The organism is Lipingzhangella halophila (assembly GCF_014203805.1).
Lineage (GTDB): Bacteria > Actinomycetota > Actinomycetes > Streptosporangiales > Streptosporangiaceae > Lipingzhangella > Lipingzhangella halophila.
In genome coordinates, this window is sequence record NZ_JACHJT010000002.1 from 776411 (window position 1) to 802044 (window position 25634).

General features: G+C 68.3%; 30 protein-coding genes and 3 pseudogenes. 17 read left to right on the forward strand and 16 right to left on the reverse strand.

Annotated features, from left to right (window positions below):
* Positions 1-138: 138 nt before the first annotated feature.
* The 3 genes and pseudogenes from F4561_RS30625 to F4561_RS30635 form a co-directional block, all read right to left on the reverse strand.
* A pseudogene (locus F4561_RS30625) lies at positions 139-435 on the reverse strand (helix-turn-helix transcriptional regulator); the annotation flags it as partial.
* Positions 436-458: 23 nt separating this feature from the next.
* On the reverse strand, positions 459-1061 hold the full coding sequence (locus F4561_RS30630) for a response regulator transcription factor (RefSeq protein WP_184585169.1): 603 nt from the start codon (positions 1059-1061) through the stop codon (positions 459-461).
* Positions 1058-2206: a sensor histidine kinase gene (locus tag F4561_RS30635; protein ID WP_184585170.1), complete on the reverse strand. Its 1149-nt coding sequence runs from the start codon at positions 2204-2206 to the stop codon at positions 1058-1060. The genes F4561_RS30630 and F4561_RS30635 overlap by 4 nt, the downstream gene beginning before the upstream one ends.
* A 293-nt stretch (positions 2207-2499) precedes the next feature.
* Here F4561_RS30635 and F4561_RS30640 point away from each other — a divergent pair, with 293 nt between their 5' ends.
* The 8 genes from F4561_RS30640 (at position 2500) to F4561_RS32200 (ending at position 7750) form a co-directional block, all read left to right on the forward strand.
* A complete protein-coding gene (locus F4561_RS30640; RefSeq protein WP_184585171.1) occupies positions 2500-3384 on the forward strand; it encodes an ABC transporter ATP-binding protein in 885 nt (294 codons plus the stop codon).
* A 73-nt stretch (positions 3385-3457) separates the two neighbouring features.
* Positions 3458-4186: an ABC transporter permease gene (locus F4561_RS30645; RefSeq protein WP_184585172.1), complete on the forward strand. Its 729-nt coding sequence runs from the start codon at positions 3458-3460 to the stop codon at positions 4184-4186.
* A 125-nt stretch (positions 4187-4311) separates the two neighbouring features.
* Complete coding sequence (locus F4561_RS30650) at positions 4312-5046, forward strand: CPBP family intramembrane glutamic endopeptidase (protein WP_184585173.1); 735 nt, start codon at positions 4312-4314, stop codon at positions 5044-5046.
* A gap of 96 nt (positions 5047-5142) precedes the next feature.
* Entirely contained in the window at positions 5143-6099 is a 957-nt protein-coding gene (locus tag F4561_RS30655; RefSeq protein ID WP_184585174.1) for an NAD(P)-dependent alcohol dehydrogenase, read from the forward strand.
* A 455-nt stretch (positions 6100-6554) separates the two neighbouring features.
* Entirely contained in the window at positions 6555-6749 is a 195-nt protein-coding gene (locus F4561_RS32190) for a transposase (RefSeq protein ID WP_246437457.1), read from the forward strand.
* Between the two features lie 76 nt (positions 6750-6825).
* Positions 6826-7335, forward strand: a complete 510-nt coding sequence (locus F4561_RS30660; protein ID WP_281384169.1) for a transposase — start codon at positions 6826-6828, stop codon at positions 7333-7335.
* On the forward strand, positions 7332-7577 hold the full coding sequence (locus F4561_RS32195) for a hypothetical protein (RefSeq protein WP_221445398.1): 246 nt from the start codon (positions 7332-7334) through the stop codon (positions 7575-7577). The genes F4561_RS30660 and F4561_RS32195 overlap by 4 nt, the downstream gene beginning before the upstream one ends.
* Positions 7574-7750: a hypothetical protein gene (locus tag F4561_RS32200; protein WP_221445399.1), complete on the forward strand. Its 177-nt coding sequence runs from the start codon at positions 7574-7576 to the stop codon at positions 7748-7750. Before F4561_RS32195 ends, F4561_RS32200 begins: the two co-directional genes overlap by 4 nt.
* A 70-nt stretch (positions 7751-7820) precedes the next feature.
* Here the strand turns inward: F4561_RS32200 and F4561_RS30670 are convergent.
* The 3 genes and pseudogenes from F4561_RS30670 to F4561_RS30680 form a co-directional block, all read right to left on the reverse strand.
* Positions 7821-8216 (reverse strand): annotated as a pseudogene (locus F4561_RS30670) (transposase); the annotation flags it as partial.
* 230 nt (positions 8217-8446) lie between these two features.
* Positions 8447-11110, reverse strand: a complete 2664-nt coding sequence (locus F4561_RS30675; protein ID WP_184585175.1) for a M48 family metalloprotease — start codon at positions 11108-11110, stop codon at positions 8447-8449.
* Positions 11085-11585 (reverse strand): hypothetical protein, encoded by a 501-nt coding sequence (locus tag F4561_RS30680; protein WP_184585176.1) that lies wholly within the window; start codon positions 11583-11585, stop codon positions 11085-11087. The genes F4561_RS30675 and F4561_RS30680 overlap by 26 nt, the downstream gene beginning before the upstream one ends.
* A 264-nt stretch (positions 11586-11849) precedes the next feature.
* On the opposite strand from F4561_RS30680, the gene F4561_RS30685 reads away from it, so the two are divergent.
* Together F4561_RS30685 and F4561_RS30690 are read left to right on the forward strand one after the other, a co-directional pair.
* Entirely contained in the window at positions 11850-12233 is a 384-nt protein-coding gene (locus tag F4561_RS30685; protein ID WP_221446393.1) for a helix-turn-helix domain-containing protein, read from the forward strand.
* Positions 12234-13098: 865 nt separating this feature from the next.
* Positions 13099-13275 (forward strand): hypothetical protein, encoded by a 177-nt coding sequence (locus F4561_RS30690; protein WP_184585177.1) that lies wholly within the window; start codon positions 13099-13101, stop codon positions 13273-13275.
* A gap of 76 nt (positions 13276-13351) precedes the next feature.
* On the opposite strand, the gene F4561_RS33505 is transcribed toward F4561_RS30690, so the two are convergent.
* From F4561_RS33505 to F4561_RS30715, 5 genes are all read right to left on the reverse strand, one after another.
* Positions 13352-14707, reverse strand: coding sequence for a tyrosine-type recombinase/integrase (locus tag F4561_RS33505; protein WP_184585178.1), 1356 nt, complete (start codon positions 14705-14707; stop codon positions 13352-13354).
* Positions 14708-15644: 937 nt separating this feature from the next.
* The gene (locus F4561_RS30700) at positions 15645-15950 is read right to left on the reverse strand and encodes a TfoX/Sxy family protein (protein WP_184585179.1); all 306 of its coding nucleotides are present in this window, start codon (positions 15948-15950) and stop codon (positions 15645-15647) included.
* Positions 15947-16600 carry a TetR/AcrR family transcriptional regulator gene (locus F4561_RS30705; protein WP_184585180.1) on the reverse strand — a complete coding sequence of 218 codons (654 nt, stop codon included), beginning with the start codon at positions 16598-16600 and terminating at the stop codon, positions 15947-15949. Before F4561_RS30705 ends, F4561_RS30700 begins: the two co-directional genes overlap by 4 nt.
* On the reverse strand, positions 16597-17265 hold the full coding sequence (locus F4561_RS30710) for a type 1 glutamine amidotransferase domain-containing protein (protein WP_184585181.1): 669 nt from the start codon (positions 17263-17265) through the stop codon (positions 16597-16599). Before F4561_RS30710 ends, F4561_RS30705 begins: the two co-directional genes overlap by 4 nt.
* Positions 17266-17798: 533 nt before the next feature.
* Entirely contained in the window at positions 17799-18359 is a 561-nt protein-coding gene (locus F4561_RS30715) for a dihydrofolate reductase family protein (RefSeq protein ID WP_184585182.1), read from the reverse strand.
* Between the two features lie 130 nt (positions 18360-18489).
* On the opposite strand from F4561_RS30715, the pseudogene F4561_RS33015 reads away from it, so the two are divergent.
* The 4 genes and pseudogenes from F4561_RS33015 to F4561_RS30730 form a co-directional block, all read left to right on the forward strand.
* A pseudogene (locus F4561_RS33015) lies at positions 18490-18810 on the forward strand (response regulator transcription factor); the annotation flags it as partial.
* A gap of 265 nt (positions 18811-19075) precedes the next feature.
* The gene (locus tag F4561_RS30720; protein ID WP_184585183.1) at positions 19076-19828 is read left to right on the forward strand and encodes a DUF4352 domain-containing protein; all 753 of its coding nucleotides are present in this window, start codon (positions 19076-19078) and stop codon (positions 19826-19828) included.
* Positions 19829-20316: 488 nt separating this feature from the next.
* Positions 20317-20604: an antitoxin gene (locus F4561_RS30725; protein ID WP_184585184.1), complete on the forward strand. Its 288-nt coding sequence runs from the start codon at positions 20317-20319 to the stop codon at positions 20602-20604.
* A gap of 237 nt (positions 20605-20841) precedes the next feature.
* A complete protein-coding gene (locus F4561_RS30730; RefSeq protein ID WP_184585185.1) occupies positions 20842-21054 on the forward strand; it encodes a hypothetical protein in 213 nt (70 codons plus the stop codon).
* A gap of 64 nt (positions 21055-21118) precedes the next feature.
* On the opposite strand, the gene F4561_RS30735 is transcribed toward F4561_RS30730, so the two are convergent.
* The gene (locus F4561_RS30735) at positions 21119-21424 is read right to left on the reverse strand and encodes a hypothetical protein (RefSeq protein ID WP_184585186.1); all 306 of its coding nucleotides are present in this window, start codon (positions 21422-21424) and stop codon (positions 21119-21121) included.
* Positions 21425-21528: 104 nt separating this feature from the next.
* Here F4561_RS30735 and F4561_RS30740 point away from each other — a divergent pair, with 104 nt between their 5' ends.
* Positions 21529-21867, forward strand: coding sequence for a hypothetical protein (locus F4561_RS30740; protein ID WP_184585187.1), 339 nt, complete (start codon positions 21529-21531; stop codon positions 21865-21867).
* Positions 21868-22161: 294 nt separating this feature from the next.
* Here F4561_RS30740 and F4561_RS30745 read toward each other — a convergent pair whose 3' ends face one another.
* Positions 22162-23031, reverse strand: coding sequence for an alpha/beta fold hydrolase (locus F4561_RS30745; RefSeq protein ID WP_184585188.1), 870 nt, complete (start codon positions 23029-23031; stop codon positions 22162-22164).
* Between the two features lie 71 nt (positions 23032-23102).
* Here F4561_RS30745 and F4561_RS30750 point away from each other — a divergent pair, with 71 nt between their 5' ends.
* Positions 23103-23690, forward strand: coding sequence for a CGNR zinc finger domain-containing protein (locus tag F4561_RS30750; RefSeq protein ID WP_312885729.1), 588 nt, complete (start codon positions 23103-23105; stop codon positions 23688-23690).
* A gap of 329 nt (positions 23691-24019) precedes the next feature.
* Here the strand turns inward: F4561_RS30750 and F4561_RS33510 are convergent, their stop codons facing one another.
* Entirely contained in the window at positions 24020-24151 is a 132-nt protein-coding gene (locus tag F4561_RS33510; protein WP_281384311.1) for a hypothetical protein, read from the reverse strand.
* 227 nt (positions 24152-24378) lie between these two features.
* Here F4561_RS33510 and F4561_RS30755 point away from each other — a divergent pair, with 227 nt between their 5' ends.
* Positions 24379-24870: a beta-class carbonic anhydrase gene (locus F4561_RS30755; protein WP_184585189.1), complete on the forward strand. Its 492-nt coding sequence runs from the start codon at positions 24379-24381 to the stop codon at positions 24868-24870.
* Between the two features lie 137 nt (positions 24871-25007).
* On the opposite strand, the gene F4561_RS34200 is transcribed toward F4561_RS30755, so the two are convergent.
* Positions 25008-25265 carry a hypothetical protein gene (locus tag F4561_RS34200; RefSeq protein ID WP_512698665.1) on the reverse strand — a complete coding sequence of 86 codons (258 nt, stop codon included), beginning with the start codon at positions 25263-25265 and terminating at the stop codon, positions 25008-25010.
* Positions 25163-25615, reverse strand: coding sequence for a hypothetical protein (locus F4561_RS34205; RefSeq protein WP_246438194.1), 453 nt, complete (start codon positions 25613-25615; stop codon positions 25163-25165). The genes F4561_RS34200 and F4561_RS34205 overlap by 103 nt, the downstream gene beginning before the upstream one ends.
* Positions 25616-25634: the final 19 nt, after the last annotated feature.

The following is a 25634-nucleotide window of genomic DNA, read 5'->3' on the forward strand; positions in this document are numbered from 1 at the left end:
CTGGACCTCGCTCCCGAACAGGTACGGTCCTTTCCCCGCGAAGCGGTCAACGAAGCCGTCGCCTACGCCGTCTCGCACGGCGGCCCATTCGAGCGCACGGCCCTGGTTCCCTGAGAGCGGGCGACGGGGGCGCACTCTTCAGACGGAGGCGGAAACGGGCTGCTCGTCCGCTGCAGGCGACAGGGCCGCGGCGCTGCGGCGGAACTCGCCGGGGTTGGTGCCCCGGGCGCGTTTGAAGGCGGCGCTGAAACCGAACGGGTCGGAGTAGCCGACCGTGCGGGCGATGTCGGCTACGGTCGCGCCCTTGCGTTCGACCAGCAGGTCCGCCGCCAGAGTCATGCGCCAGCGGGTGAGGTAGGTCAGCGGCGCTTCGCCGACCAGGTGGGCGAAGCGCCTGGCGAATGTCGAAGGCGACACCTCCGTGCGCCCGGCCAGGCCGCCCACGCGCATACCCGCCTCTACAACCAGTCGTGCTCGCGGGCATAGCGCGCCGCCTCGTGGCGGGTGCGTGTCTGGGTCTTCTGCATCGCGTTGGAGAGGTAGTTGCGCACGGTTCCCTCCGCGAGGTGGAGCCGGGCGGCGATCTCGGCGACGGAGTATCCGTCCCCGGTCCCCCGGAGCACGTCGGTCTCGCGGTCGGTCAGCGGGCAGTCGTCCAGGACGGCGAGCGCGGAGACGTCGGGGTCGATCCACCGTTTGCCCTCGTGCAGCGTCGCGACGACCGAGGCGATGTGCGCCGGCTCCGCCGACTTGCTGACGAACCCCTGCACCCCCAGCTTCAGGGCCTTGCGGAGCACGCCGGGTCGGGCATGGCGGGTGAGCATCAGGATCACCTGCTCCGGCCGCTCCTCGCGGAGCGCCGCGACGGCGCCAAGGCCGTCCGTGCGGGGCATCTCCAGGTCGATGACCAGCACGTCGGGCTGGTGCTCCAGGGCGGCGCGCACCGCCGCGTCGCCGTCCTCGGCTTCGGCGAGCACGGTGATCTCGCCCTCCAGCGGCAGCAGCGACGCCATCGCCTTGCGCAGCAGGGCCTCGTCGTCGGCCAGGACAACCGTCGTCATCGGTCCCGCTCCTGAGCCGCGGCGCTCCGCGCCGTGTCCGGATCCGCCTGCGGGAACACCGCGGCTGTGCGGAAGCGCCCGTTCTGCTGTTCCACCGTGAGTTCTCCTCCGTTGTAGGCCACCCGCTGCTGGAGGATAGCGAGCCCTCTGAGCTCGGTGGCCGCCGCGTCCGGCGCGCCGTCGTTGTCGACGGCGATGCCCGTCTCCGAGAGGGTGATGTGCACCTGCCGGGCCTGGGCGTGGCGCAGGATGTTGGTCGTGGTCTCCCGCAGGATCTGGCCGAGCATCTCGTCGACGCGCTCGTCGACCTCGCCTTCCCGGTCGACCCGCACACGGCTCCCCGCGGCCTCCAGCAGGTTCTTCGCGTTCTCCAGCTCCGCGGACAGGTTGAGCCGCCGCTTGGCGTAGGCCAGGTCCTTGGTCTGGGCGATGGTGTCGCCGACCAGGGCGTAGACCTCCCGCAGTTCCTCGTCGGCCCGCTCGGTGTCGGTGTGCAGCAGCTTACGGGCCAGCGCGATCTTGAGCTTGACCACGTGCAGCGTGTGCCCCTGGATGTCGTGCAGTTCGCTGGCGAAGCGCATCCGCTCGCGGACGACGGCAAGCTCGGCTTCGCGTTCGCGCGACTCCTCCAGTTGCGTGGCGAGGGCGGAGACCCCCCGGTCGAGGGTCGGCAGGATCGCCGCGCTCCCGCCGACGATCCCGGCGACGACGACGTACTCGAACAGCACCCGCGGCGCATCCTCGGGCGCCAGCACCAGCCGGACCGCGACGACGGCGAGGGCGCCGGCGACCAGCCCCACAGCGGTGGCGCGGCGGTGGCGCGGCAGGTCGTGGACCAAGATCGCGCCCACGATCGCGAGGGGGTAGGACGCGGTGGCGCCGTCGAACACCAGCACACCGGCCACCCACACGGCGGCGGTGACGACCAGGTAGGGCAGCGACCACAGCGGCGCGCGCCCCTCCGTCCACCGCGTCAGGGCGAACACGGCGGCCGCGAGCCCCGCCGCCAGGACCACGCCCTCCTGCCAGTCGGCGGCGTCGGTCACCACCAGCAACGCGCCCACGGCGGAGACGGCACCGGTCACGATGTGGTGGTTGAGGACGCGCATCTGCCCCCGCGGCTGTTCGGTGTCCGCCGCGGTCATTCCGGGCTCCGCCCGCACCGGCCGAGCGCCGGCGCCGCGGGTTCCGTTCGGCGGACGGCCGCGCGGACCGGCGGCGGTGCGTGCGGTGGCCTGGGGTCCATGCGAGGGCTCTCCCTGAAGTCGGTCGGCGGGGCGGGTCCGACGCCGTTCAGCGGCGTCTCCGATCCAGTATCCCGCCCCGCCAGGGGTGTCACCAGTGACGCCGTGTCATGCCCGCACCCGCGGCGGCGTCACACCCGATCGGTGACACGCCGCCACTAACGGATCGGCCCGCCGAGCGGTGGAATCGCAGCATGCCTTCGACACCCGTCATCGACGTCGACCGCCTGAACCTCGCCTACGGCGACTTCCACGCGGTCAGAGACCTGTCCTTCCAGGTAGAGCAGGGGGAGCTCTACGCCCTGCTCGGCACCAACGGGGCGGGCAAGACCTCGACCCTCGAAACCATCGAGGGCCACCGCGCCGCCACCTCGGGCACCGTGCGCGTCTTCGGTCACGACCCCCGCGATCGGCGCGCCGTGCGGCCGCGGATGGGCATCATGCTCCAGGAGAGCGGATTCTCACCCGACCTGACGGTGCGCGAATCCGTCCGGCTGATCGGCGACCTCACCCAGCGCACCGACCGGGTCGACCGCGTGCTCGGCCTCGTCGACCTCACGCGCAAGGCCGCCACTAAGGTCTCCCACCTCTCCGGCGGTGAGAAGCGGCGACTGGGCTTCGCCACCGCCGTCTACGGCACCCCGGAACTGGTGTTCCTCGACGAGCCCACCACCGGCCTGGACATCCAGTCGCGGGACGCGCTGTGGCACTCGGTGGACCGACTGCGCGAGGACGGCTCGACCGTCGTCCTCACCACCCACTACCTGGAAGAGGCCCAGCAGCGCGCCGACCGCATCGGGCTCATGCACAACGGCGCCTTCCACCGCGAGGGGACCGTCGCCGAGCTGACCGAGACCCTGCCGGCCGAGATCCGCTTCTCCCTCCCGCCGGAGGCGCCGGAGCCGCCGCTGCCGGCCTCCCGCGAGGGCGAGGGGGCGTTCCTCGTCGAGACCTTCGCTCTGCAGAAGGACCTGCACACGCTGCTCCGCTGGGCCCAGGACCACGCCGTCGAGCTGCAAGGGCTCGAAGCCGGGCCTACACGGCTCGACGACGTCTTCCGCGCCATCGGCGGCGACTAGCCGCCCTGGCAGCCCCGCCACCCGCCCGTCCAGCCACCGGCGCCTGCGCCTAAGCACGAAGAGGACCCACACCATGTTCGCGATCGCCCGCAGCGAGCTGCTGCAGATATTCCGCAACCGGCTCGTCCTGGTCACCATGCTCATCGTCCCGGTGGCCTCCAGCGCGTTCTACATCTACCTGCACCGGGCCTTCCCGAAGTTGGGCGAGGTGCTGGGTGTCGGGCCAATCGCCGCGATGCTGGTGTTCCTCGTGGTGGCGATGGGGCTCTACGCCACCACGGTGACCACGCTCGCGTCCCGCCGCCAGAACCTCTTCCTCAAGCATCTGCGCTCGACGGCAGCGGGCGACACCGGCATCCTCACCGGGCTACTGCTCCCGGTCACCGCCGTCACCCTGATCCAGACAGCCGTGGTCCTCGCGGTGCTGGCCGCCATCGGCGGCGCGCCGGCCGACCCCCTGCTGCTCGCGGCGACCGTCCTGACGGCGGTGGTCATGATGCTCGGCTTCGCGCTGGCCACGGCCGGACTGACGACCTCTCCCGACCACGCCCAGGTCACCACGCTGCCGCTGATGGTCGGAACCATGGTCGTCGCCGGGTGGGTCGCGTTCAGCGACACCGAGGAGCCGGGGCCGCTCAAGCTGCTGCTCCCGGGCGGCTCGGCCGCCGAACTTGTCGTCAACGCCTGGACCGGCGACGCCGCGCTGACGGACTCGCTGCTCCTATTCGCCCCCACGCTCGCCTGGGCCGCCGTCGCCGTGGTCGCAGCGACCCGGCTCTTCCGCTGGGAGCCGCGCGCCTGAGACCGGCCTCCGGCCGGTCCCTTCCCCGAAGAGCCCCGAGCGCCTCGGAGCACCGACGGCAAGCACTGACAACCGCAAGCACCGAGAACCGCAAGCTCGCAACGTTAAGAAACGGAGACCCCGTCATGTCGATCCCTTCGCCCCAGCAGCCCCACGAGCCGGTGCGGGCAGGCGGCGGCTCACCGGCGCGTCCGGGATGGCCGGAGATCGCCGTCGGCCTCGTCGGGATGGTGGCCGCCACGGCCGTGCTCCCGTTCTTCGGCCCGTGGGGACTCCAACTGGACGACGTGACATACGGGCTGGTCGTGGCGGCCTGGTCGGGAGTCGCCGGACTCGCCGGCTTCGGCGTGGCCGCCCTCCTACGGATCCGCTCGTTGGGCGCCTTCAACGTGCGCGGCGCCACCTGGCGCTGGCTGCTCGCCGGGCTCGCCGGAGGCGTGCTGGCCCTGCTGGTCAAGGCCGGGCTGACCTGGGCTGTCGCCTCCGTCTTCGGGTACAGCTCCGACCCGCAGGGGACGTACTACGACGCGGCCGGCGGCAGCACGCTGTCGCTCATCCTGACGTTCCTGTTCCTGGCCGTGCTCACGCCTATCGGCGAGGAGTTCCTGTTCCGCGGGGTGCTCGCCAACGCCCTGCTGCGCTACGGGCCGGTCGTCGGCATCGTCTCCAGCTCGGTGGTCTTCGCCCTCTTCCACGGCATCAACATCGTCCTGCCCGCGGCGATCGTGGTGGGCATCATCGCCGGTGAGCTGATGCGCCGCAGCGGCTCGATCTGGCCCGCGGTGCTCGTGCACGCGGTCAACAACGCCGCCCTGCCGATACTGGTGATGCTCACCGGTGTTAGCGGGCCACCCGCCTGATCCTCCCGGATCCTTCGGGAGATCGTCTCCCGGCTATCGGTGACGGCCGCGCACTAGGCTGAGGCTCCCGGTCGGCGCGCGACAGGAGCCTCCCGTATGAAAGCCATCACCCAGGATCGGTACGGGACGGCCGACGTCCTCGCCGTCAGCGACATCCCCGACCCGGTCCCCGCGGACGACGAGGTCCTCGTCCGGGTGCGGGCCGCCTCCCTGAACGGATCGGACCGGGAGAACCTCGCCGGACGGCCCTTCTACGCGCGGCTCGGCGGCCTGCGGCGTCCGCGCAGTCCGGTTCCGGGTTCGGACGTCGCCGGGGTCGTGGCCGCAGCGGGGGCGTCGGTGACCGACTTCGCGCCGGGCGACGAGGTGTTCGGGGAGCTGGTCGGCTACCGCGGCGGGCTGGCGGAGTACGTCGCGACGCCGCCGCGGCTGCTGGCGCGCAAGCCCCCGGACCTGTCCTTCACGGACGCGGCCGCGATCCCGCAGGCGGGATGCATCGCGCTGCGGTCCACGCGCGGGCTGCGGCCCGGCGACCGGGTGCTGGTCAACGGCGCCGGAGGGGCGGGCGGTGCGTTCGTGATCGGTCTGGCCGAGCACCACGGCGCGGTGGTGACCGCCGTGGACCGCGCGGACAAGGCGGAGCACCTGCTGCACGCCGGCGCCGACCACACGGTGGCCTTCGAGGAGGAGGACTGGGCCGACCACCGTGCCCGCTACGATCGCGTCGTGGACCTGGTCGCGCACCGCTCACCGCACCGCGTGCACCGGGCGCTACGTCCCGGCGGGGCGTACCTCGTGGTCGGCGGGTACACGCGCGTGCTGGTCGCCACGCTCCTCGCCGGACCGCCGATCCGGTGGACCACGGGCAAACGCGTGGGGGTGCTGGCGGTGCCGCAGTCGCGTGCCGATCTGGAGGAGGTCACCGCCCTGGTGACCGGCGGCGCGGTCGTCCCCGCCGTGGACCGGGTCTATCGCCTGGACGAGGCCCCGGCGGCATTCGCGCGGCTCGCGGCGGGGGACAACCAGGGGAAGATCGTCTTCGAGATCCCGTAGCGCGCACCGAAGCGGGCGGCCGGCGGCGGGCGGCGGCGCGGCTGATACCGAGGTCTTTGGCGAGCTCGACGGTTGACTTGCTGCCCTGGCGCGCCAGCTCGACAGCGCGGCGGCGGAACTCGGGCGAGTGTGGAGAGGGCACGGACGACATCCTTCCTGATAACCACGCCTACCCTCACCTCAAGTGTCCGTACTCCGGGGGGCTCGCGAACCTCATCCCGGCCAGCACGCCGATCGCGAGTTTGCACAGCAGCGCCATGTTCTGCGAAGCGTTCCCGTACGCACCCGCGAGGCGTCCTCTAAGAGGGCGTTTCGTGGGGTGATGCCCCCAGTGTCTTATTGTGATGATGTGAATTTGTAGCGTTACTCCTGCCTGGTGGGCTTGGGTGTGCTGGGATGACCAGGTGAACGAACGCAAGCCCTACCCCAGCGACCTCTCCGACGAGCGGTGAGCCCTGCTCGAGCCGGTGATCACGGCCTGGAAGGCAACGCACCCCTCGGCCAGCGGCCACCAGGGCGCCTACGACATGCGCGAGATCGTCAACGCGATCCTCTACCAGGGCCGCACCGGCTGCCAGTGGGACTACCTACCCCACGACCTGCCGCCCCGCAACGCGGTCTACTACTACTTCGCCAAATGGCGCGAGTGAGGGCACCGACCAGACCATCCACGACCTGCTGCGCTGGCAGGCACGCGAGAAACGGGCACGATTATCCGCCCCGAGCCTGGTCGTACTGGACACCCAGAGCATCCGCGCGGCGGCCGCCGTGCCCTCGACCACGACCGGCAACGACGCGGGCAAACGCGTCACCGGGCGCAAGCGCGGCCTGACCGTGGACGTGCTGGGCCTGGTCGTGGCGGTGGTCGTGATGGCCGCATCCGCGCATGAGAACACCGCTGGCATCGCCCTGCTGGACCGGGTGGCCGCCCAGAGTGACACCGTACAGACAGCCCTGGTCGACCAGGGCTTCAAGAGCACGGTCGTCGACCACGGCGCCTCTGTGGGCATCGGCGTGGACATCGTCCAGCGCAACCCGGCCGAGAAGGGGTTCGTCCCCCAGCCCACGCGGTGGGTGGTCGAACAGACCTACGGCACCCTGGTCCTGCATCGGCGCCTGGTCCGCGACTACGAACACCGTCCCACCAGCTCCGAATCGCGCGTGTACCGGGCGATGAGCGACGTGACGACCCGCCAGCTTACCCACACCTCCAGCATGTCCTGGCGCGACACATGAACCACCACGAGGCGAAACCGCTGCTGAAGACCCTCGACGAGCGCGAACAGGCGCTCACCCACCAGGCCGAGCAGACACGCGCCCACATCGGCGAACTCACCACCAAGCTCGATGAACTCACCCAGGCGATCACGCATCTGCAGATCACCCGCACGGCCCTGCTCTCCCTGGTGGGTAAGGACGACGTCGAGCCGAGCACGCCGCCTGGCGCACTGCCCACCCTGCCTACGAGCAGATCATGACCGCATTCGCCGACCTCGCCCGGCCACTGCGCGCCCGCGACCTGTGCCAGGCCCTGGACCTGCCCATCGCGTCGAAGAACGTCGAGAACATCCGCTCCAAGCTCAAACGCCTGGTCAGCCGCAGCATCCTCAACGAGACTGAACCAGGCCTGTTCACCCAGCCGCGCCCATAGCCCACACGCGAACCCCTGACCAGCCCGCCTCGTCCAACCCCAACGACGAAAGGGACATCAACCCACGAAACGCCCTCTGGCACACCGCCTGCTTGCCCAGCGCGCCGCACCACTGGTGAGCCGCGCCCACCGACTGCTCGCCGGCCTTGGGCACAGTGGTGTCATCGACAACCCAGGCCTTGGGGCCGATAGCCCGGCTGACCTTGGTGGCGATACGGCGCTGGACAGGCTCACTCTCCCAGGGCGACTGGCGCACGAACTGCTGCAGGGCCTGCATGTCACCCTCAGGCAGCCGCTGGGCCATGGGCTGGATGGACTTACGTCGCCCCTCAAGCATGAGCCCGCGCAGGTAGCAGCCGCCCCAGGCGCGAGTGTCCTTGCGGGGTATCGAAGCGAAGACCTCGGCGCAGAACGCATCGAGATCCTCACGCAGTCCCTCAACGGCGGCCAGATCAACATTAGCGATTGTTCCAGAACGACACCACGAATTCAGGAACTTAACGAAGTACTACTAGGCCGTCCTTCCAGCCTTCGCCGCGGTCGTGGAGGCCGTCGCCGCTCAGGTAGGGCTCACCGAATCGCAGGACGGCGCGGGGTGATCGCGTCGAGCACCTGCCGGGCCGACGCGGGCGTGCGGGGCCCGTGGCAGAACAGGCTAGATTCTGCAAAGTGTGGCTCGACGTGTCCGCCCACGGCTCACAACACCGGAATGCCGGTGCCTGGATGCGCGACAGCGCAGTAGTGGCCGGCGGCTTGAAGGACGGAACCTGCGCGCCTCCATCGGAATGTCCCACTGCGCAGCTCCTCCAGTGGGCTGGTGGAGAGCTTCACCAGCACCGGGTCGTCGGACTCGGCCAGCGTGTGCAGGGTCCTGGCTGATGAGAGCTCCACCCCATCCATAGGTGGAAGGGATCGGACGCCAGTCATCGCGGCGGTGTGGGCGTCGAGGGCTCGGCAGCTATCCCGCCCTGTGAGGTCTCCTGGCCGAACTGGTTCGTCAGCCACTTCCACCGAGGCGGGCCCAGCCTTGGTCACCGCAGACTCATCGTGGGACTCGAACATGGCCAGCGCTTCATACGCGGTCGCGGTAGCCGTGATGACCAGTGTGACTGTTGCCGCGAGGACACCCGGCCAGCGTCGCAGTGGAGGACGTGCTTCCCATGGCGCGCGCCCGGAGATCCGCCGAATAGTGGAGGCGAGAAGTCCGGACCCCCAAACGAGCGGCACGAGAATGGCAAGCATAATGCAGCCCGCCACCGAGCCCAGCAGAGCTTCGGCGCTACCTGGGAACCCTCCTGACCAGCAGTCCAGCGATACCGGAGCGCGTGGGATGCAGCGCGCCGCTGCGATACCGGTGTGCAGAGCCGGAACGGTCAGAAACGCCTGGAGGAACGCGAAGATCGCGGTGACGTAGAGGACACGTGCGGATACGCATTGGCCGCCCAGCAGCCAGCCGAGGATGGCGGCGCAGACCGCGCCGAGGAGGAAGGCAATCAGGAACATGGGGAGCAGGCCAAGGAGCAGGCCGGTATCAGGGTCGGGGCCAGATTCCGCCGTCTTGACGGAGCTCCGTAGCCACGGCATCAGTACGGCCGTGGCCGTACTCGTGCAGAGTCCCGTCAAGATCGCGGCGGCGAGTGGCAGCCAGGTCGGGCACAGCCGTCGGCCCGCTGGCATCGAGCGCGGCCCCGAATCCTCCGGTGCCCTCCGCCATGCGAGCCAGGCCAGCAGAGGCAGTGCGGAACCGAGACCGGCCGCCGCGACGAGCCAAATGCGGCCCGTTGTGATGACCTGGCCTATCATCCCAGTGAGGATGTACTCCCAGCGGTTGGGCGCCAGCGAGGCCATCGCCACCGTTGGGAACCACGTCACAAGGACGAGGCCGAGGAGCAAGCCACCTACTGCTGCGGCGAACCACATCGGCCAGCGGCGCTGGGAGATGGACAGCCAGATGGCCGCGGAACCGGAGATCCAGCGGATGACGAGGGCACATCCACCCAGCAGGAGCACTCCCTGGAAGAGGCCCGCGCCGGGAGCGAGGAGGAGCTCATAGCCCCAGCTCGTCGGGGGGAAACCGGGCTGTAGCAGTTGGCCGAGGAGTAGACCTCCGGTGAGGCTGAGCGCTATCGCCCAGGTTCGTGGTCGCGGCGCGTCCGTGATGCGGGAGCCAAGCACCGACCGCCACAGGACCGTGACCAGGATGACTGCCAATGGCAGGCTAACGGTGATCGTGATGAGACTCTCAGCGGCTTGAGTATGGGAGTTGAGGCGGAAAGCAAGGTGCTCGAGTCCGAAGTAGGCCATACTGGCCGCGCACCCGGCGTATGCCACATCGACGAGTTCCCCGCTTAGAAGACGGGCTGGCTTTTCGATGACCGCCTTTCGCTCATCGGGGGGTGGGTGTCGACTGAGCAGCGCATGCCACCAGCGGCGCGGGGAGTGGGCGTGTGCCGCCGGTCCCATGACGTGCAGCAGGCCCAGGAGTTCCGCGCCGATCTCGGGCCGTTCGGCCGCTCGCACGTCGGCGTAGTACTCGCGGACCTGTAGTACCCGTGAGCGGGCGTATCTCAGTAGCGCCAGCGAGATGAGCAATGGCAGCCCCACACGGAGGGCCGTTTGCGGAACAAGCGTCAGGAGGACCAGGGCTGCCGTCGCCACGATGCAGAAACCCCACCAGATGGAGATGGTGAGATAGGTGATGTCGATGTCGCGGTTGCGGACATGGGCGGCCTCGTGGTGGATGACCGCGGCTGCCCGTGCTGGCCTGGTCCTCGTCGGCGCTTCGGTCGCGAGTAGAGACCTGTCGACCGCCACCCAGTAGCGGGTCCACGCACCGAAGGCTCGGGCCCCTCCCGCCGTCCCAGGCGTGATGAGTAGTCTCGTCCGACCGCGGCTCGTTCCCATGGCGGTGCGCAGCTCGGTATCAGCGCGGTCGTACAGTGCCGCGTGGCTCTCCCGGGGCAGGGGCGCCAACCGGCGGAGCAGGACGTGGGGGTAGATGGTGTAGAGGAGTACACCGAGCAGGAGCGGCGCGAGCATGACGAGCACGAGCAGCGCGGTGTCGGCTCTTGTCGCCGCGGCCGCACAGGATGTGAACGTGTCGAGTAACTCCTCGCTGGTCTGCTCGGACACCCGGGCCTGCGCTTCGGCCACGCATTCCTCCCGGCCGTGCGGGGGCAGCACCCCCGCGGCCCGGCCGAGGCTGACCAGCGGTAGAGCTAGCGGAAGGCTCATGCCCGCGGTGGCCGTGATCAGGACAAGAAACCGTACTCCCGTCGCCGACGGCAGCAGGAACGCGTCATCATGAACGGCCGGTACGGATCGGTCCGCTCCTTCAGCGCTCGAAGGAGGTGTCGTCATGATCGGTGGACCTTCCCAGTTCCCTGACGATCGCGGCGGCGAGCTTCCCGGCCTGTTCGGCCTCGATTCCGGAGCGAACGGCATGAGCGGTGATCGCCCGGGTCACGGCCGCGGTTTGCTCGGGCCGGACCGGAGTGAGCATGGTGTCCGTGTCTGGTTTGGGGGTCCGGGACAGACCCACGCGTGACAGCAGCGCTGACCAGGCGCGTTGCCACCAGGGGCGGAGAATGTCGGTGAGCGTTCCCGCGGCCAGTTCGGTGAGGACACTCAGTACGACTCCTGTGACCAGGCCAACAGCCACGCCGCCAAAACCCAGAGGATTGTCGTCTGCCCGAGGGGCGCTTCCCCGGGCGCGGAAGTCGTCGCGTACGTGCTCGTAGTGGGACAGTTCCTCGGGAGCGGAATGAGCGATGACGCACTTGGCGACGGCGTCAATCGTCGGGTCCGCGTTATGCGAGGAGGGCGAAGCGGTCATGTGGTCATACCTCCTGGATGCTTTGGTGTGCCGCAGGCTAGCGTGAACTTTGTTGCGGCTGTGGTGATTTCGGGAAAACAGCCCTGATAAGGGGAAATTGGCGTGGACGTACTTAGCTGGTGCGACTCCCCGAGACGATTCCGTGGTTCCCTTTGTCAATGTGTGGTCTCAGGAGATCCTTGACCATTCGTTCTCAGGACACGGTTGACCGATATGCGGGATGATCGCCACTGAGGTTGTCGTGACTGGGGTCGTGGGGTGGGTGTGGATCAGCAGGCAGTGGCGGAGTACCGCTATCGGGCGGTGTGCGAGGTTCTGGGCGGTTCACTGATTGGTGAGGTAGCGGCGCGTTACGGCACCTCCCGGCAGTCGCTGCACACCTGGCGGCGGCGCTTCGAGTGGGAGGGCCGAAGCGGGCTGGTCGACCGTTCCCGACGCCCGCTCACCAGCCCGGGGCGTCTTGATGCCGAGGTGGAGGCGCTAATCTGCCAGCTTCGTCGCCGGCATCCCCGCTGGGGAGCCCGGCGCATCGGCTACGAGCTCACCCGGCGCGCGGCCGAGTCGGCGCCGTCGCGGGCGTCGGTGCACCGCGCGCTGGTCCGCAACGGGCTGATCACCCCAGGTCCAACGACACAAGCGCACGTATAAGCGCTGGCAGCGCCACGAGCCGATGCACCTGTGGCAGCTCGACATCGCCGGCGGCGTCCCGCTGGCCGACGGCCGCTCGTGCAAGCTGGTGACCGGGATCGACGACCACTCCCGGTTCCTGGTCATCGCCACGGTTCTGACGGCGCCCTCGACGCGGCCGTCGGCGCCTACCTGGACCGGCGCAACCGAAGCGTCCCCGGCGAGGACGACCCCACCTCCCCGCCCCGGCGCAGCGCGATCGCCGTCGACGGCAAGACACTGAAAGGCTCGGCCCGCCTGGACCGTCCCCGGCGCCACCAGCTCTCGGCCCTGGCCCACAACCCGCCGACCACCATCGCCCAAGCTGAGGTGGGCTCCAAGACCAACGAGACCCGCCACTTCCGCCCACTGCTGCGCGAGCTGGATCCGGCCGGGGCCGTGATCACCTTCGATGCCCTGCACACCGTCAAAGACCACTTGTCGTGGCTGGTCGAGACCAAGAACGCGGACTACGTCGCGGTGGTCAAGACCAACCAGCCCACCGCCCACCGCCAGATCTCCCGGTTGCCCTGGGCCGAGGTCCCCCGCCCACAGTGCCTTACAGACCGCCCACGGCCGCCGCGAGTCCCGTTCGATCAAGACCCTGGCCATCGCCCAGAACCTCGGCGGGATCGCTTTTCCCCGCGCCCGGCTCGCGATCCGGCTCCACCGCCGCCGCAGGCCGGCGGGCCGTCCCTAGACCCGAGAGACGGTCTATACCGTCACCAGCCTGGACGCCCACCAGGCCGGCCCGGCGGAGCTGGTCTCCTACCTGAGCGGACATTGGGCCATAGAGAACTCCAGCCACCACGTCCGCGACGGCACCTTCGGCGAGGACGCCTCCACTGTGCACAGCGGGGCCGCGCCCCGCGCTATGGTCACCTTCCGCAACTTGGCCATCGGTGTCCTCAAGACCGCGGGGGCGCACAACCTCGCCAAGACCACCCGCGCGATCCGGGACCTGCCCGAACGAGCGCTGCCCTTCTTCGGGATCAGCTACAAACCCGACACTTCAGGAACTTGAACAAGCCCTGCAGGCGCAGTGGGCCCGTAGCATGATCATGCTACGGGCCCACTGCATAGTTCATGGGGCGGCACAGTCAGGAAACGTTGCTCTGCTTGCGTCCTCCGCGTTCTCGGATGTTGACGAGTGCTTCGAGGGCTGTGTCATCGGCTTCGGGCAAGGTGTGCAGATAGAGTTCGGTCGTCGTGACCGAAGCATGTCCCAAGCGGTCTCTCACCACGGCGAGGTCGGCACCGCCTGCCAGAAGCCACGAGGCGTGAGCGTGTCTTAGCTGGTGAGGGGTCATCGTTTTCGGTAAACCGGCCCTCTCGCGAGCTGGGTGCCAGATATTCTTCCGGAACCAGTTCGCGGGGATGTGCCCATCGGTGTGGACACTACGTCGCTTGCGCGGATTATCCTTGCCCTCCGCGCGCCGAGTAGCGCGGTAGTGAGCGAACGCTGCTCGGCAGTACTCGCAACGGCACTTTCCGTTGGTATACGCGGTTGTTGTCCCGTGCCGGTACCTCCGTCCCTTGTCGTTCGGGGCGGTGAGTCCAAGATCAGCTCTATCAGGTACGCCAGGAACGGGAGATTCGGGCAGTTGCTCGGGAAAGTTGAAGAGTAAGTCGTTTTCTCGGATCCCGTTAGCCATAGCGAAAGCCAGGATCTTTCTCACCAGAGAGCGCGTTAGCTTGAATCGTCGGAAGTTCCCATTTTTGGTGTAGTCCTTGACTAGGAACCGGTCCTCGGTCGGATGATCCTTCCTGCGCAGCTCCACCATGGAGCGGCTGACAGTGAGAATCCCTGTGTCCCGGTCAAGGTCCTTCAGGCGAAGCTCACTGAGTTCTCCCCATCTGAGTCCTGACTCGATGTCCAGCTCCACCATGAGCTTGAAACGCTCGCCCTCGATCTCATTGAGAAAATCGGAGAACTGTTCCGGGGTGAGGATGTCGAACTTCCTCTTCCCTATAGTGGGAAGGGTGACGCCCTTGCAGGGGTTGATGAATGTCACCTGGTTGACCATCGCGGAAGCGAAGACCGCAGAAAGGATCGTGGTCATGCGGTGTATGCTTGATGCGGCGAGTCCCTCTTTCTCGCAATCACGAACCCAGCTTTGAATGTGCTGGGGAAGGATCTCGTTCATTCGCATCCTTCCGAATTCCGGCACGAGGTGAGCGTTTATTACGTATGAAACATTCTGCCTGGTGGATTCCTCCATGACATGATTGTCGAGCCACGTGTCCAGTGCGTACTCGGCGAAACGTTGGCGTCCGTGCTTGGTGCTGGTGACTCGACCTTCGGCTACCTTGGACTCTGCGCGCTGCCAAGCCTTCTCAGCTTCCCGCTCGCTGTCGAAGGTGCCTGCTGACCGTGCTTTCCCCTTGATGTCCAGGTAGATCGCTGTGTATCGGATCCGGTCGTTCTTCCTGACGCGCCTTGTCACGTAGCCCATCTCAGAGCTCCACCTCGTTGGATTGAGGATGTGCTGCGAATGTGCACGCGTGGTTCGCTAAGCCGACGTTGACGGCCATGGCTGAGTAACAAGGGAGAGGGCGAGACATGTGACCCCTGAATCCCAAGTCATTCGTCACTGTCGGTGACAAGCGCGAAGGAAGTGCCAGGCCTGTGAGGAAGAACGTTGAGAAGGATCCGGCAGCTTCTCGCTGGTTCGTGATTGGTTGGTGGCAAGGGGCGACACGGGCCGGGATGCCGTAGCATCCAGCGATAGCTGACGTAAGGGATGACCTGCAAATAACCCAAATCTTGGGCCGATGTGTTGTTTCAGAGATTTGCTGATAAGGATGAGGCCCCAGGTTCAAGTCCTGGTACGCCCACACGTTTACGCAGGTCAGGGTCTGGTCTTCCCGAGTTGGGAGCCAGATCCTTTGTTTTTGTCCGTCGTTTGTCAGCGAGAACGGCGCGGTGGCGCCCGGCACGCCGCGGACATGGGCGAACTCGGGCGGCACCAGACGGACCGCCGGCTCGGTGTCCGGTTCGTGGGTTGAGGGTCGCTTGAGGGGTGGATCTTGACCGGGGCGCCACCCAAGGCGCACCTGAGGCGGTGCAGGTCGCCGACCGCTGGCACCTGTGGAAGAACCTCGCCGAGGCGGTGGAACGCGTCGTCGCCCGCTACAAGCACCGGCTGGGACCCACCTCTCCCAGAGCAGGCCCCGCAGTCGGCGGCCGTGCCGCCGGCCGCCCTGCCCGAGTACCGAGCCCCGGAAGGACCGCACCGCCCAGCGCACCCGCAAACGCCACGCCGCAGTGCAGGAGCTGCCGCATGCGGCCCGCTTGGCGGCGACCACGACCGCGCCATCCCGCTGCTCATGCTCACATAAGGTCACCAACAGCCATCACCCGACGACTTTGGAATCGCCCTGGTCAGAAGCCTAGGACTCCAGGAGGAGCCGCCGCAGTTCGGCGGGGTCGTCCAGGGCGTCGTCGGGCAGGCTCCAGTAGGTCTCCACGTTGACGGTCCGGCCCTGGGCACGGTACGCGAAGCAGCGGCTGCCGGCGGTGCGCCATCGCTCGCGCCGCGAGACCGGGACCTTGGCGTAGACCGTGTCCATGACGATGGCGATCTGCCGGCCGCCGTAATCGATCGACCAGCCGCCGAAGAACCGGCGCAGTGATGTTTCGCTGTCGTCGCCGAGCAGGTCGAGCACGTGCTCGGCGAGGGTATGGCCGGCGCTCACGGCCGCCGCCCGTAAGCGAGGACGTGCTCGATCTGGTGGTGGTAGGCACCGTCCAGCTCGTCGAGCCGGTCATGGCCGAGGGCGAGGGGGACGCCGTAGAACGCGGCCAGCAGGGCGGTGGTCGCCTGGTCGACGTCCGGATCGTCCGGTCCCTGCCCCCAGGCCGTGGCCAGGTGGCGGGCGAATAGCTCGGACTGCGGCGTCGCCGGGACGGCCAGTGCCTCGTCGATGCCGAACACCAGCAGTCGTTCGGCGGCACTGATCTCGGGGGCCTCGCACAGGCCGGCCCCGCGCGCGACCTCGGCGGTGATCTCGAACCACATCTGTGGGCTCTCCCGGATGGCCTCGGCGGTGCTGGTGAAGAACGCCCGCAGGAAGGGGGCGCCGTCGGGGTGGTGTGCGGCCTCCAGCGTGGTGCCGATCCGCCACAGGGCGATGTGGTAGGCGAGCAACTGGGCCTTCGACGTGAAATGGGCGAAGAACGTCGGTTCCGACACCTCCATCGCCGCTGTCAGTTCCCGGACCGAGATATCGGTGAACGGCGTCGTTTCGATGCGCTCCTTCAGTGCCCTCCACAGCCCGACGCGCAGCCTGGCCCGTTTGCGCTCGCGCAGCGGGTACCGGTCCAGGCTGACCGCCGAGGTGCTCATTCGGGCACACCCCGCATCGCGTCGACCGTCGCGGCGGCCAGGGCGGCCGACGAGGCGGGGTTCTGGCCGGTGATCAGATTCCCGTCCCTGCGTACGTGCACGCTGAACGGTTCCGCCACCTCGACGGTGGCGTCCAGCTCGGCCAGGCGCTGCTGGAGCGAGAACGGTATGACGGCGTCGGCGCCGGCCATGTTCTCCTCCGCGTCGCTGAAGGCGGTGATCGTCCGTCCGGAGACGAGCGGCTTGCCGTCGATGCCGGTCGCGTCGATCAGACCGGCCGAGCCGTGGCAGACGGCGGCCACGACCCCGCGGGCCGCCACGGCGGCGATGATCGCGGCGAGGTCCGGGTTCCCGGGGAAGTCCCACATCGTGCCATGGCCGCCCACGAGCAGGACGGCGTCATGGCGACCCGGGTCCACCTTCGCCAGCGCCTGTGTCCCCTCCAGCCATGTGTCCAGGTCGGGCACGGCTCCGGTCTCGAAGTCCGCGCTGTTCGGGTCGATGGGCGGGCGTCCCCCCAGGGGCGAGGCAACGGTCACGGTGAGTTCGGCGTCACGGAAGACCTGCAGCGGTGCGCAGATCTCCTCCAGCCACGCACCCGTGGGCAGGCCGGACTTCCCGAGCGTTCCGTGCGAGGTCACGATCATCAGCAAATGGCGATTCATGACTTATGTATAGCAAGAACTTTTAGTCGACACAAGAAATTTGGTGGACGAGCGTGCAGGCTCATTTGGTGAGTTTTCCGTAGCGGATCAGGGTGCAGGTGAGGTAGTGGGCTGCTGTGTGCTCGTAGCCGCCCAGTCGTATCTGACAGACGCTCCACGGGCGACACGCGGCCAGACTACTGAGAGAACCAGATGAGACAGCTTCTCAACTACCTGGGGCAAGGACGGTGAGCGATGACAGCGTCGCGATGGCCGTGAGAGCGGTCTGTAGCCGGAAGGTGTTATCGACCGACAGCCCAGTAAGATCTTGGACTGCTACCAGCGGTGATCGAAAGAATGGGCCTGCCGGCTCTCCGGCCGACAGGCCCTTTGGTTGAGGTTCACGGGTGCTTCGAGAGGTGGGTGTCAGTCTGCCTCATCCCTTGTCCGTCGTTTGTCAGTGAGAACGGCGCGGTGGCGCCCGGCTCCTCGCCTGCGGCTCGGTCTCGCCCGCCCCGGCTCGGCCGCCGGCAGGTGAGACCAACCGGTGCGGCTCAGCGGGTCCGGTAGCGCGCGTAGATCAGTCCGCTGTCGTCGAAGGCACGCTCCTCGACCAGCTCGAGATCGAGGCGCACGCCCTCGGGGAAGAACCGCGTGCCGCCGCCGACCACGCTCGTGGTGATGAACAGGTGGTACTCGTCCACCAGGCCGGCCGCGATCGCCTGGGCCGCGAGGTTCGGGCCGTCGACGGTGAGGTCGTGATCAGCCTCGGCCTTGAGCTTGCGCACCGCCTCGGGGTCGAAGGTCCGCTCGATCCTGGTCTTGGCGCTGGAGGCCGACTCCAGCGTCGTGGAGTACACGATCTTCTCCGCGGCCTGCCAGTCGCGGGCGTACTGCAGGATGTGCGGCGGCTGGTCGGGCTCGGTGTGCGCGGTCTCCCAGTAGACCATCGTCTCGTACATCCGCCGGCCGTAAAGGTAGGTGCCGACAGGGCGGAAGAGGTCGTTGACGAAGGTATGCACCTCCTGGTCCTCGGCCCCGTTGCCGAGGTCGCCCTCCGCCGCCTCGGCGTAGCCGTCGAGCGAGGTGATCATCGAGTAGATGAGCTTTGCCATGCGTCTCCTCCGGGTACGAGCGCGTCAGTCTGCCAGCGGTCCTGCGGGTTGTGACCTCCGCACGCCCCGGAACTCATCGATCGGCCGGCCGGCCGCTTCCGTCACCCGTCAGAGCGCGGACGAAGCGCACCTCGCCGCCGCCGTACGCACCGTTCACGAGGGCAACGCGATGCTCGCGCCCAGCGTCACCAAGCGGATGCTGGAGCGCTTCGCGGGGCCCGCCCCGGACGGCGACGGCGCCACGGCGGCCGCCCAGCGCCCGGGCGGTGCTCACCGAGCGGGAACGCGCTGTGCTCCACGCGCTCGCCCGCGGTATGTCCAACACGGAGGCCGGGCGCACCCTGGAGATGCGGGAGACCGCGAAGCACATGTCTGTCGGATCCTGAGCACGCTCGGCGTGCCGAACCGGGTCCAGGCGGCCATCCTCGCCCACGAGGAGGGAGGGGTCTAGCGGCGCTTCCCCGGAAGAACGCGCCGCCCTCGCCCACGTCCGGGGTGCCCCTGCGGTCCGGCCAACCGTTGGCGGGCGGGGAGCGGGCGATGTCGCTGACCGTACTCGCCCCCAGCGCCCCCACCGGTCAACCGCATCCACGCCGCCTCGGGGGTTTCGGCGTAGCCGGTTCGGGTCACGTCCTCAGTAGAGATCTGAGCCGGCTACGCCGAAAAGGGCGCCGGGACCTCGGTTCCAGACACCTACACCCCTAAGGACATCCCCCATGGCGGAGCCGCCACCCTCCGATGCCGACCCCGCGCCCGGGCAACCCCCGCCGCCGAGCCAGACACGGCGCCCGCCTCCCGCGTGGGTCTGGCCGCTCGTCTCGGGAGCGGTCGCGCTCCTGCTCGGCGTGGTTATCGGCTGGTTCGGTCACCAGGCGTACATGATCAACCAGATCGAACGCACCTTCGGCGACATGGGCGAGGACATAACGGAGGAGGACCCCGAGCTGGACCAGGACGAGCCCGACCCCGACCCTTCGCAAGAAACGGCCACCCTCCAGGTCGGTGACACCGCCGATGTCGAGGACGAGTTCGGGGACAGCTACACCCTGACGGTCGACGACGTCCGCTACGCCGACGAGGTCACCGGCACCGCCTGGGAGGAAGGCGACGAGGATCCCGTTTTCGTGACCGACCCCCAGGACTCCCTGTTCGCGATCGTGGACCTGACGATCACCAACAACGGCCCCGAGGAACTCATGGGCCTCCAGTTCGGCCAGTATGTCGATGAGGACGGTACGGCCACCCAGGGCGAGATGGTGCAGGACTCCGGTGTGGAGGACTACCACGACATCCTCCCGGAGGACCTTGGCAGCGACGCGCCCGGCGAGGATCTGATGCCGAACATGGACTACCTGCCCCCGGACACCACGGTCCAGGCCGTGGACGTGGCCGTCGTGGCCGAGGATGCCGGTTACCTCTACGGCGCCGACTCCACCGCCTGGCGCATCGAGCTTCCACCCCGCGACTGACCAGCGGCCCTTCTCAGGCAGGGCGACCGCCCCGGCCGAGTCGAGACCCGGCGACGATACCTCCATCAGCGGGACGGCCGCTCGCATCGCACAACGGCGGTCCGGTATCGAGGAGCTACGACCGGCCACCGATCCCCAATGGTGCGAGCGCGAGAAGCGGCCCCTCGCCCAGGGGCGGGTACACAGGCTTCGGCACGGTCCCGGGACCGTGTCCGCCGTGGTCGCTGGTTCCCGGGTTGCCGGAACTACCTGGTTCGGCCCAGCCCCCACCGGAGTCATCTGGTTCGTTGGGGGATTTTCCCTGGTCATTCATGTAACGATTATGGCCGAACTACTCGCGCGGGGCGCCCCCGTCAGGCTCGCCGCCGCGGAACACGAGCGCGGCTCTCGATCGTTGCCTAGACTCGAAGGTGACGCGACATGTCGCGTCAGGGGACGTGCCGAGAAATGCGCGCTTCCCGAGACTCTTCACATACGAGGTGGGCACAATGGCCAACCTGCAGAGCCTGCTCCGGCAGGTCCTCGGTTTCATCCGCAGGAACCCCAGCAAGGCGAACCGGCATCTTCACACGGCCGGCGAGACCATAAAGAAGCGCACCGGCGGCAGGTACAACCGGCACATAGACAAGGCCATCGGCGGGGCGTCGAGATACCTCGCCAAGCAGAGCGGCCGTCCGGGACACGGCTCTTCGAACGACGGGGATCTGCGGCACCGATCCGAGGACTCGGCGCCGGAGAACCGTCCCAACGGCCACGATCACCGGCGGGACCGCTGAGCCAGCAGGGCCCCTCATCCGACTCCCCACTCACGAGAGGCGCACGACTGGTGGGCCCGCCGCGCCGCCTGGTGCGGCTCACTCCCTCAGGTGGGGTGAGCCTGCTTGCGCGCACCCGCACCATGCCGGGGAGCAGTCCACCCCGCGCGAGATCGCCCGAACCTCGGTGACTCTCAGGGACGGCGACTCGATCCATGAAGCCAGGGCCATGCTCTGGCCGCAGGTGAGGTCACCGGAATGCTGTTCATCGACGACGCGCGCTGCCCCCTCCACGTCGGCGACCTGTCAGAGGCTGACCCCGAGGCCGGGGCGATCTCGCGCAGGGACTCGCCCTCGGCGCGGCTGGTCGAGGACCGCGCGGCGCATTTCCGCGTCGACCACGCGGGGGCTGCCCTTGCGTCCGTGCCGGCGGTGGTTGGGGCCAGGGGCATCCTTGTTGGCGGCGTTTGAAGGGGTTGTGTTCGCGGTCGTTGCGGGTGCGAAAGTAGCGGCGCATTGCGGTGGAGCCGGATTTCTACCGCCCTTGTTTGGCGATGTCGGTTTCGCGGGCGCCCATGCGGTAGGTGCCGGCGCCGCGCCAGGTTTCGTGGACGTAGGCCGCGGCGGTGCGCAGGCGCTCAGCGGCCTCGGTGGTGCTGAGGGCCTCGGCGAGCTCCGCGACACGTTCGTCCAGCGTGGGGCGCGGGGCGGTCGGCGCGATGAGGGCGACACGATGCCCACGGCGGGTGGGGAACACGGGCGCGCCACGCTGGGTGGCGTTGGCGAGGAGCGCGTCGAGATCCGGTTCGGCGTCCTCAAGGCTGATCTCGTGGGTGGACATGAGGGACCCCTACAGTTCGCGGCGGGGGCAGCGTCGCAGGGGTAGGCTTCTGTGGCTGTATACGGTCGGAGAACGATCCGGCTATGTCCGACTGAGGAGAGATCATGGCCCGAGAGAACGCCAGCACCCCCGTGGAGGAGACCCGGATCGGGTTGGAGAGCGGGGAACAGGCGGTTCTCACGCTCGCGGATGTCGCTGTGGCCGCGCTGGACACGCTCCCCGATTCGAAGTACGACGTGCTGGTGGAGGTGGGAGGACGGAACCGTCCCGCGCTCCCGTTGGTGCGCGCTGCGCTGGGGGGCCGCGATCCGCGGAACACGAATGCCGCGGAGATGGCGCTGCGCGCGTTGGGATTCTCCATCCTGGTGCGGCGCCGGTTCGATGACGCTACTGGGGAGCCGGTGCGGCTGTCCCGCGAGCAGATCAAAGCGTCGTCGCCCTGAGGGCGGTGGGGCCCCGAGCCGGGAGTGTGTCGCGGGGCCCGGCCCTGGTCAGTACGTGGGGGAGGAGAACGCGGCGGCGGGCAGCCCGTCGCGCGGCTCGGGGCTGGCGTAGACGCCACCACAGCGCACTCGGCGGCCTTCCTCCAACCAGCCGACTGCAACCAACGTAGTGACCGGGTACACCTAGGTCCTGGAAGCTGCTCCAGGGGGCGCTGCTGTGCTGGACCGGTGTGTGTCACCCCTGTAGGCGGCCCCTCGCATAGCAGCACCCACCCGACACAAGCTAACGAAGTACTACCAGGACATCACCGGAGCCAGGAAGTCACGTAGGTGTCCGAGCACGGCCTCCGGGCGTTCTTCGGGCAGAAAGTGCCCGCACTCCTCGATCGCGATCCCTGTGACCTGCTCCGCGTACTCCCGCCAGATGTCGAGCATGGGTAGTCTGCCCGGAAGACCGGCGGATCCCCACAGTGCCAGAACCGGCATGGTCAGGCGCTGACCCGCGGCGGCGCTCTCCTCGTCGTGCTCGCTGTCGCCGTTGAGCGCTCCCCGGTAGTCGTCGAACCCGGCGCGCAGCGCGCCCGGTGCGGAGAACGCCTGTACGTACTCCGCGACCGCTTCCGGTTCCAGCCCGGCGCGGTTGAACGTCCACCGTTCGAAGAAATAGCCGAGGTAACCCGACACGTCCTGTCCGGCGAGACGCTCGGGCAGGTCCGGTTGCAGATGGAAGAGCCAGTGCCAGTAGCCGTTGGCGATCGCGAAGTCCATCCGCTGCCACATCGCCCGGGTGGGCGCGATGTCCAGCACGGCAAGCCGTTGGACCTGTTCGGGACGGTCCAGTGCCCACCGGTGCGCCACCCGGGCTCCCCGGTCGTGGCCGACCACGCTGGCCTCGGCGAATCCCAGCGACTCGATCAGATCTGAGACGTCGGTGGCCATTGTGCGCTTGTCGTACCCGTGGGGTGGCTTGTCGCTGCGTCCATAGCCGCGCAGGTCCGGGGCCAGCACGGTGCAGCGCTCAGCCAGTGCGGGCATGACGTGTCTCCAGCAGTAGCTGGTCTGCGGCCAACCGTGCAGCAGAACCACGAGCGGTCCGCTTCCCGCGCGCCGGTAGTGCATCCGGATCCCGTTGACCATTGCTGTGGCCTCGGTTGTCTCGCTCATCGCCAGCCCTTTCTAACCATCTAAGATGGTTAGATGGTACGGGAGGACGACCACGGCGGGGAGGCTGCGACGTGAATCGCGTGGGGCGTTCGTGGATCTGGGACGGCGGTCAGCTCTGCGTCGACTTCGTCAACACGCTGCGAGATCGTTGGCGGGGCGGACGGGAGGAACTGCGCGAGCCGGCCGACTTGGCCGAATGGTTTACCGCCGCGGGATTGACCGCCCACGACGTCGCACTCACCGAGGGGCACGTGGCCCAGGCACGGGAACTCCGTGCGGCCATCGACGAGATACTGCGCGGTTGCGCCGGCCGGCATCCGGTATCGGGCGACGCCATCGACACTGTCAACCGCTTCCTGCGCGAGGGCCACCAGGCGCCCCCTCAGCTGCGGCACCGCCATGATGGCCAACTGGGGATCGACGTCGTCGAGGCCGGCGACCCGGCCGCCACAACGTTCGGACGCATCGCGCGCGACATGGTGGATTTCCTCGTCGCGGACAGGCCCGGAGTAGTGCGCGTCTGTGATTCGGACCGCTGTGGGCTGCGTTTCGTTGACCGGTCGCCAGCGCGCAACCGTCGGTGGTGCTCGATGAGCCGTTGCGGCAACCGGGCCAAGGCGCGTCTCCACTACGCGCGCACGACGTCAGCCGACGGTTAGCGACCGCGGCGCGTCGCCGTTCCGGGAGGAGACCGTCCGTCCTCAGTGGACGGTAAAGGGAAGAAAGGAAAATACTCCCTTCCATTTTCACTGGATAGCGCACCGGGGCCTTGCGGCAAGACCCGGGGCGTGCCGCAGAATCTCCAACTGTGTCGTCCCCGCACCCGCAGGGAGCTTCCCTGGGCGCCCAGCGCACTAGCTCGGTCATCTGGTCGGCGCCGTCGCTGTCCAACCATGCCTCCAGCGTTTCGGCGTCGAACTCAGCGGCCGTGACACGTTGGCGCCACGAAGCCGAGGCGCCGTAGGGGTTGTCGTGGAGGCGGTCGGCGCTACGACGGTGCGGGCAGAGTCCGCGTGGTGTAGCCCTCGGGGAGGGTCGTGTCAGCGCCGGCCTCGACGCCGACGATGTAGTCGATGATCGAGCCGCCTCCGCTGCTCCCGGCGGTAGAGATCGTCGGCATCGACCACGACTCCTTCCGCTTCAACTGGCTCCGGGGCAGAACGGTCGGGAATTGTGCTGGTTAGCCCAGTAGTCACAGCCCGCAAGAACGAGAAGGCAGAGTAAAAGTCCATATGGCCGAGAAATTCCTTACGGTCTCTTGTGATGCAGGCTGGGGTGCTGGCGACGATGGCTCCAAGGCCGCGCCCGGTCGAGCCCGTGACGAGACGTATGTCTGGAGGAAGAGCGATGAGCGCCATCGACGACGTGCTGGAGAAGAACGCTGCGTTCGCGGCGGCGTACGAGGACCTCGATCCTCCGCGGCCGCCGAGAAAGCGCCTGGCCGTCATCGCTTGCATGGATTCTCGGCTTGACATCTACAAGATGCTCGGCCTCGAAGAGGGGGACGCGCATGTCATCCGGAACGCCGGAGGGGTAGTCACGGAGGACACGATCCGGTCGCTCGTCATTTCCCAGCGTGTCGGGGGGACACGAGAGATCATGCTTATGCACAACACCGAGTGCGGGATGCTCACGTTTAAGGATGAGGAGCTGAAACGGCAAGTAGAGAGCGAGACAGGATCTGAGGTCCCCTTCGCGTTCCATGCTTTCAGCGACCTGGAAGAGCAGGTGCGTCGCTCCGTGGCCCGCATCCGGGAAAGCTCGCTCCTTGTCCACAAGGACACCATCCGCGGCTTTGTCTACGAAGTCCGCACCGGCAGGTTGCGCGAGGTCCGGTGACGGCTTCGACGCTCGGGGCTGGCGCCAGGGGTGACGGCCGCACGCGAAGACCGTGCGTGGTCGGGGCCCGACGGGTCCAACGAGGGAGGCGACCGTCGCCAAGTGCGGCCGGATGTGGCTACGAAGATGATCGCCGCTCACACTTTCCGGTCTCCGTAGCGCCGCCCTGCGGCCGCGAAGGCGCAGGCGGCACCACTCGCTGGAACAGCTCCCACAACTCGTCCGGAACCCTGCGTTCCACGAACCCCACCGCCGCGGGTTACTGACCTCGGACACCAGATGAGACGAGTACCTAGTGCGGCGTAGATCTCCTGGTCGATCCCGGCCGGGGTGCGCGCTCGCAGGACGCGGCCGCCCAGGATGGTGGCCTCCAGCTCCAGGTAGGTGGTCTCGATTTCCCATCGTCGGTGGTAGAGCCGGACGATCTCGGCATCCGGGTAGCGGTGGGGGCGGTCAGTGTGGTGACCAGCCGGTAGGCCCCGGTTCGCCTATGGCCGCCGGCCAGGGTGGCGGTGATCCGCGCGTCGATCACGCGGACCCGGGTGGGGCCCAGCAGCGCGAGGAACGACCCGTCGGCCAGGGTGGCCAGCGCAGGGAGCCTGCGGCCGTTCTTGCGGCGGATCAGCAGCTGGGCGCCGGGAGCGGCGAGCGCGGCGACCAGGGGCGCCGTGGCGAAGCCGCGGTCGGCCAGCAGCAGCATGCCGGGCCGCAGACACCGGGCCAGGCCGGGCGCAGTCGCGTCCACCGCCCCGAGCGTCGCCTAC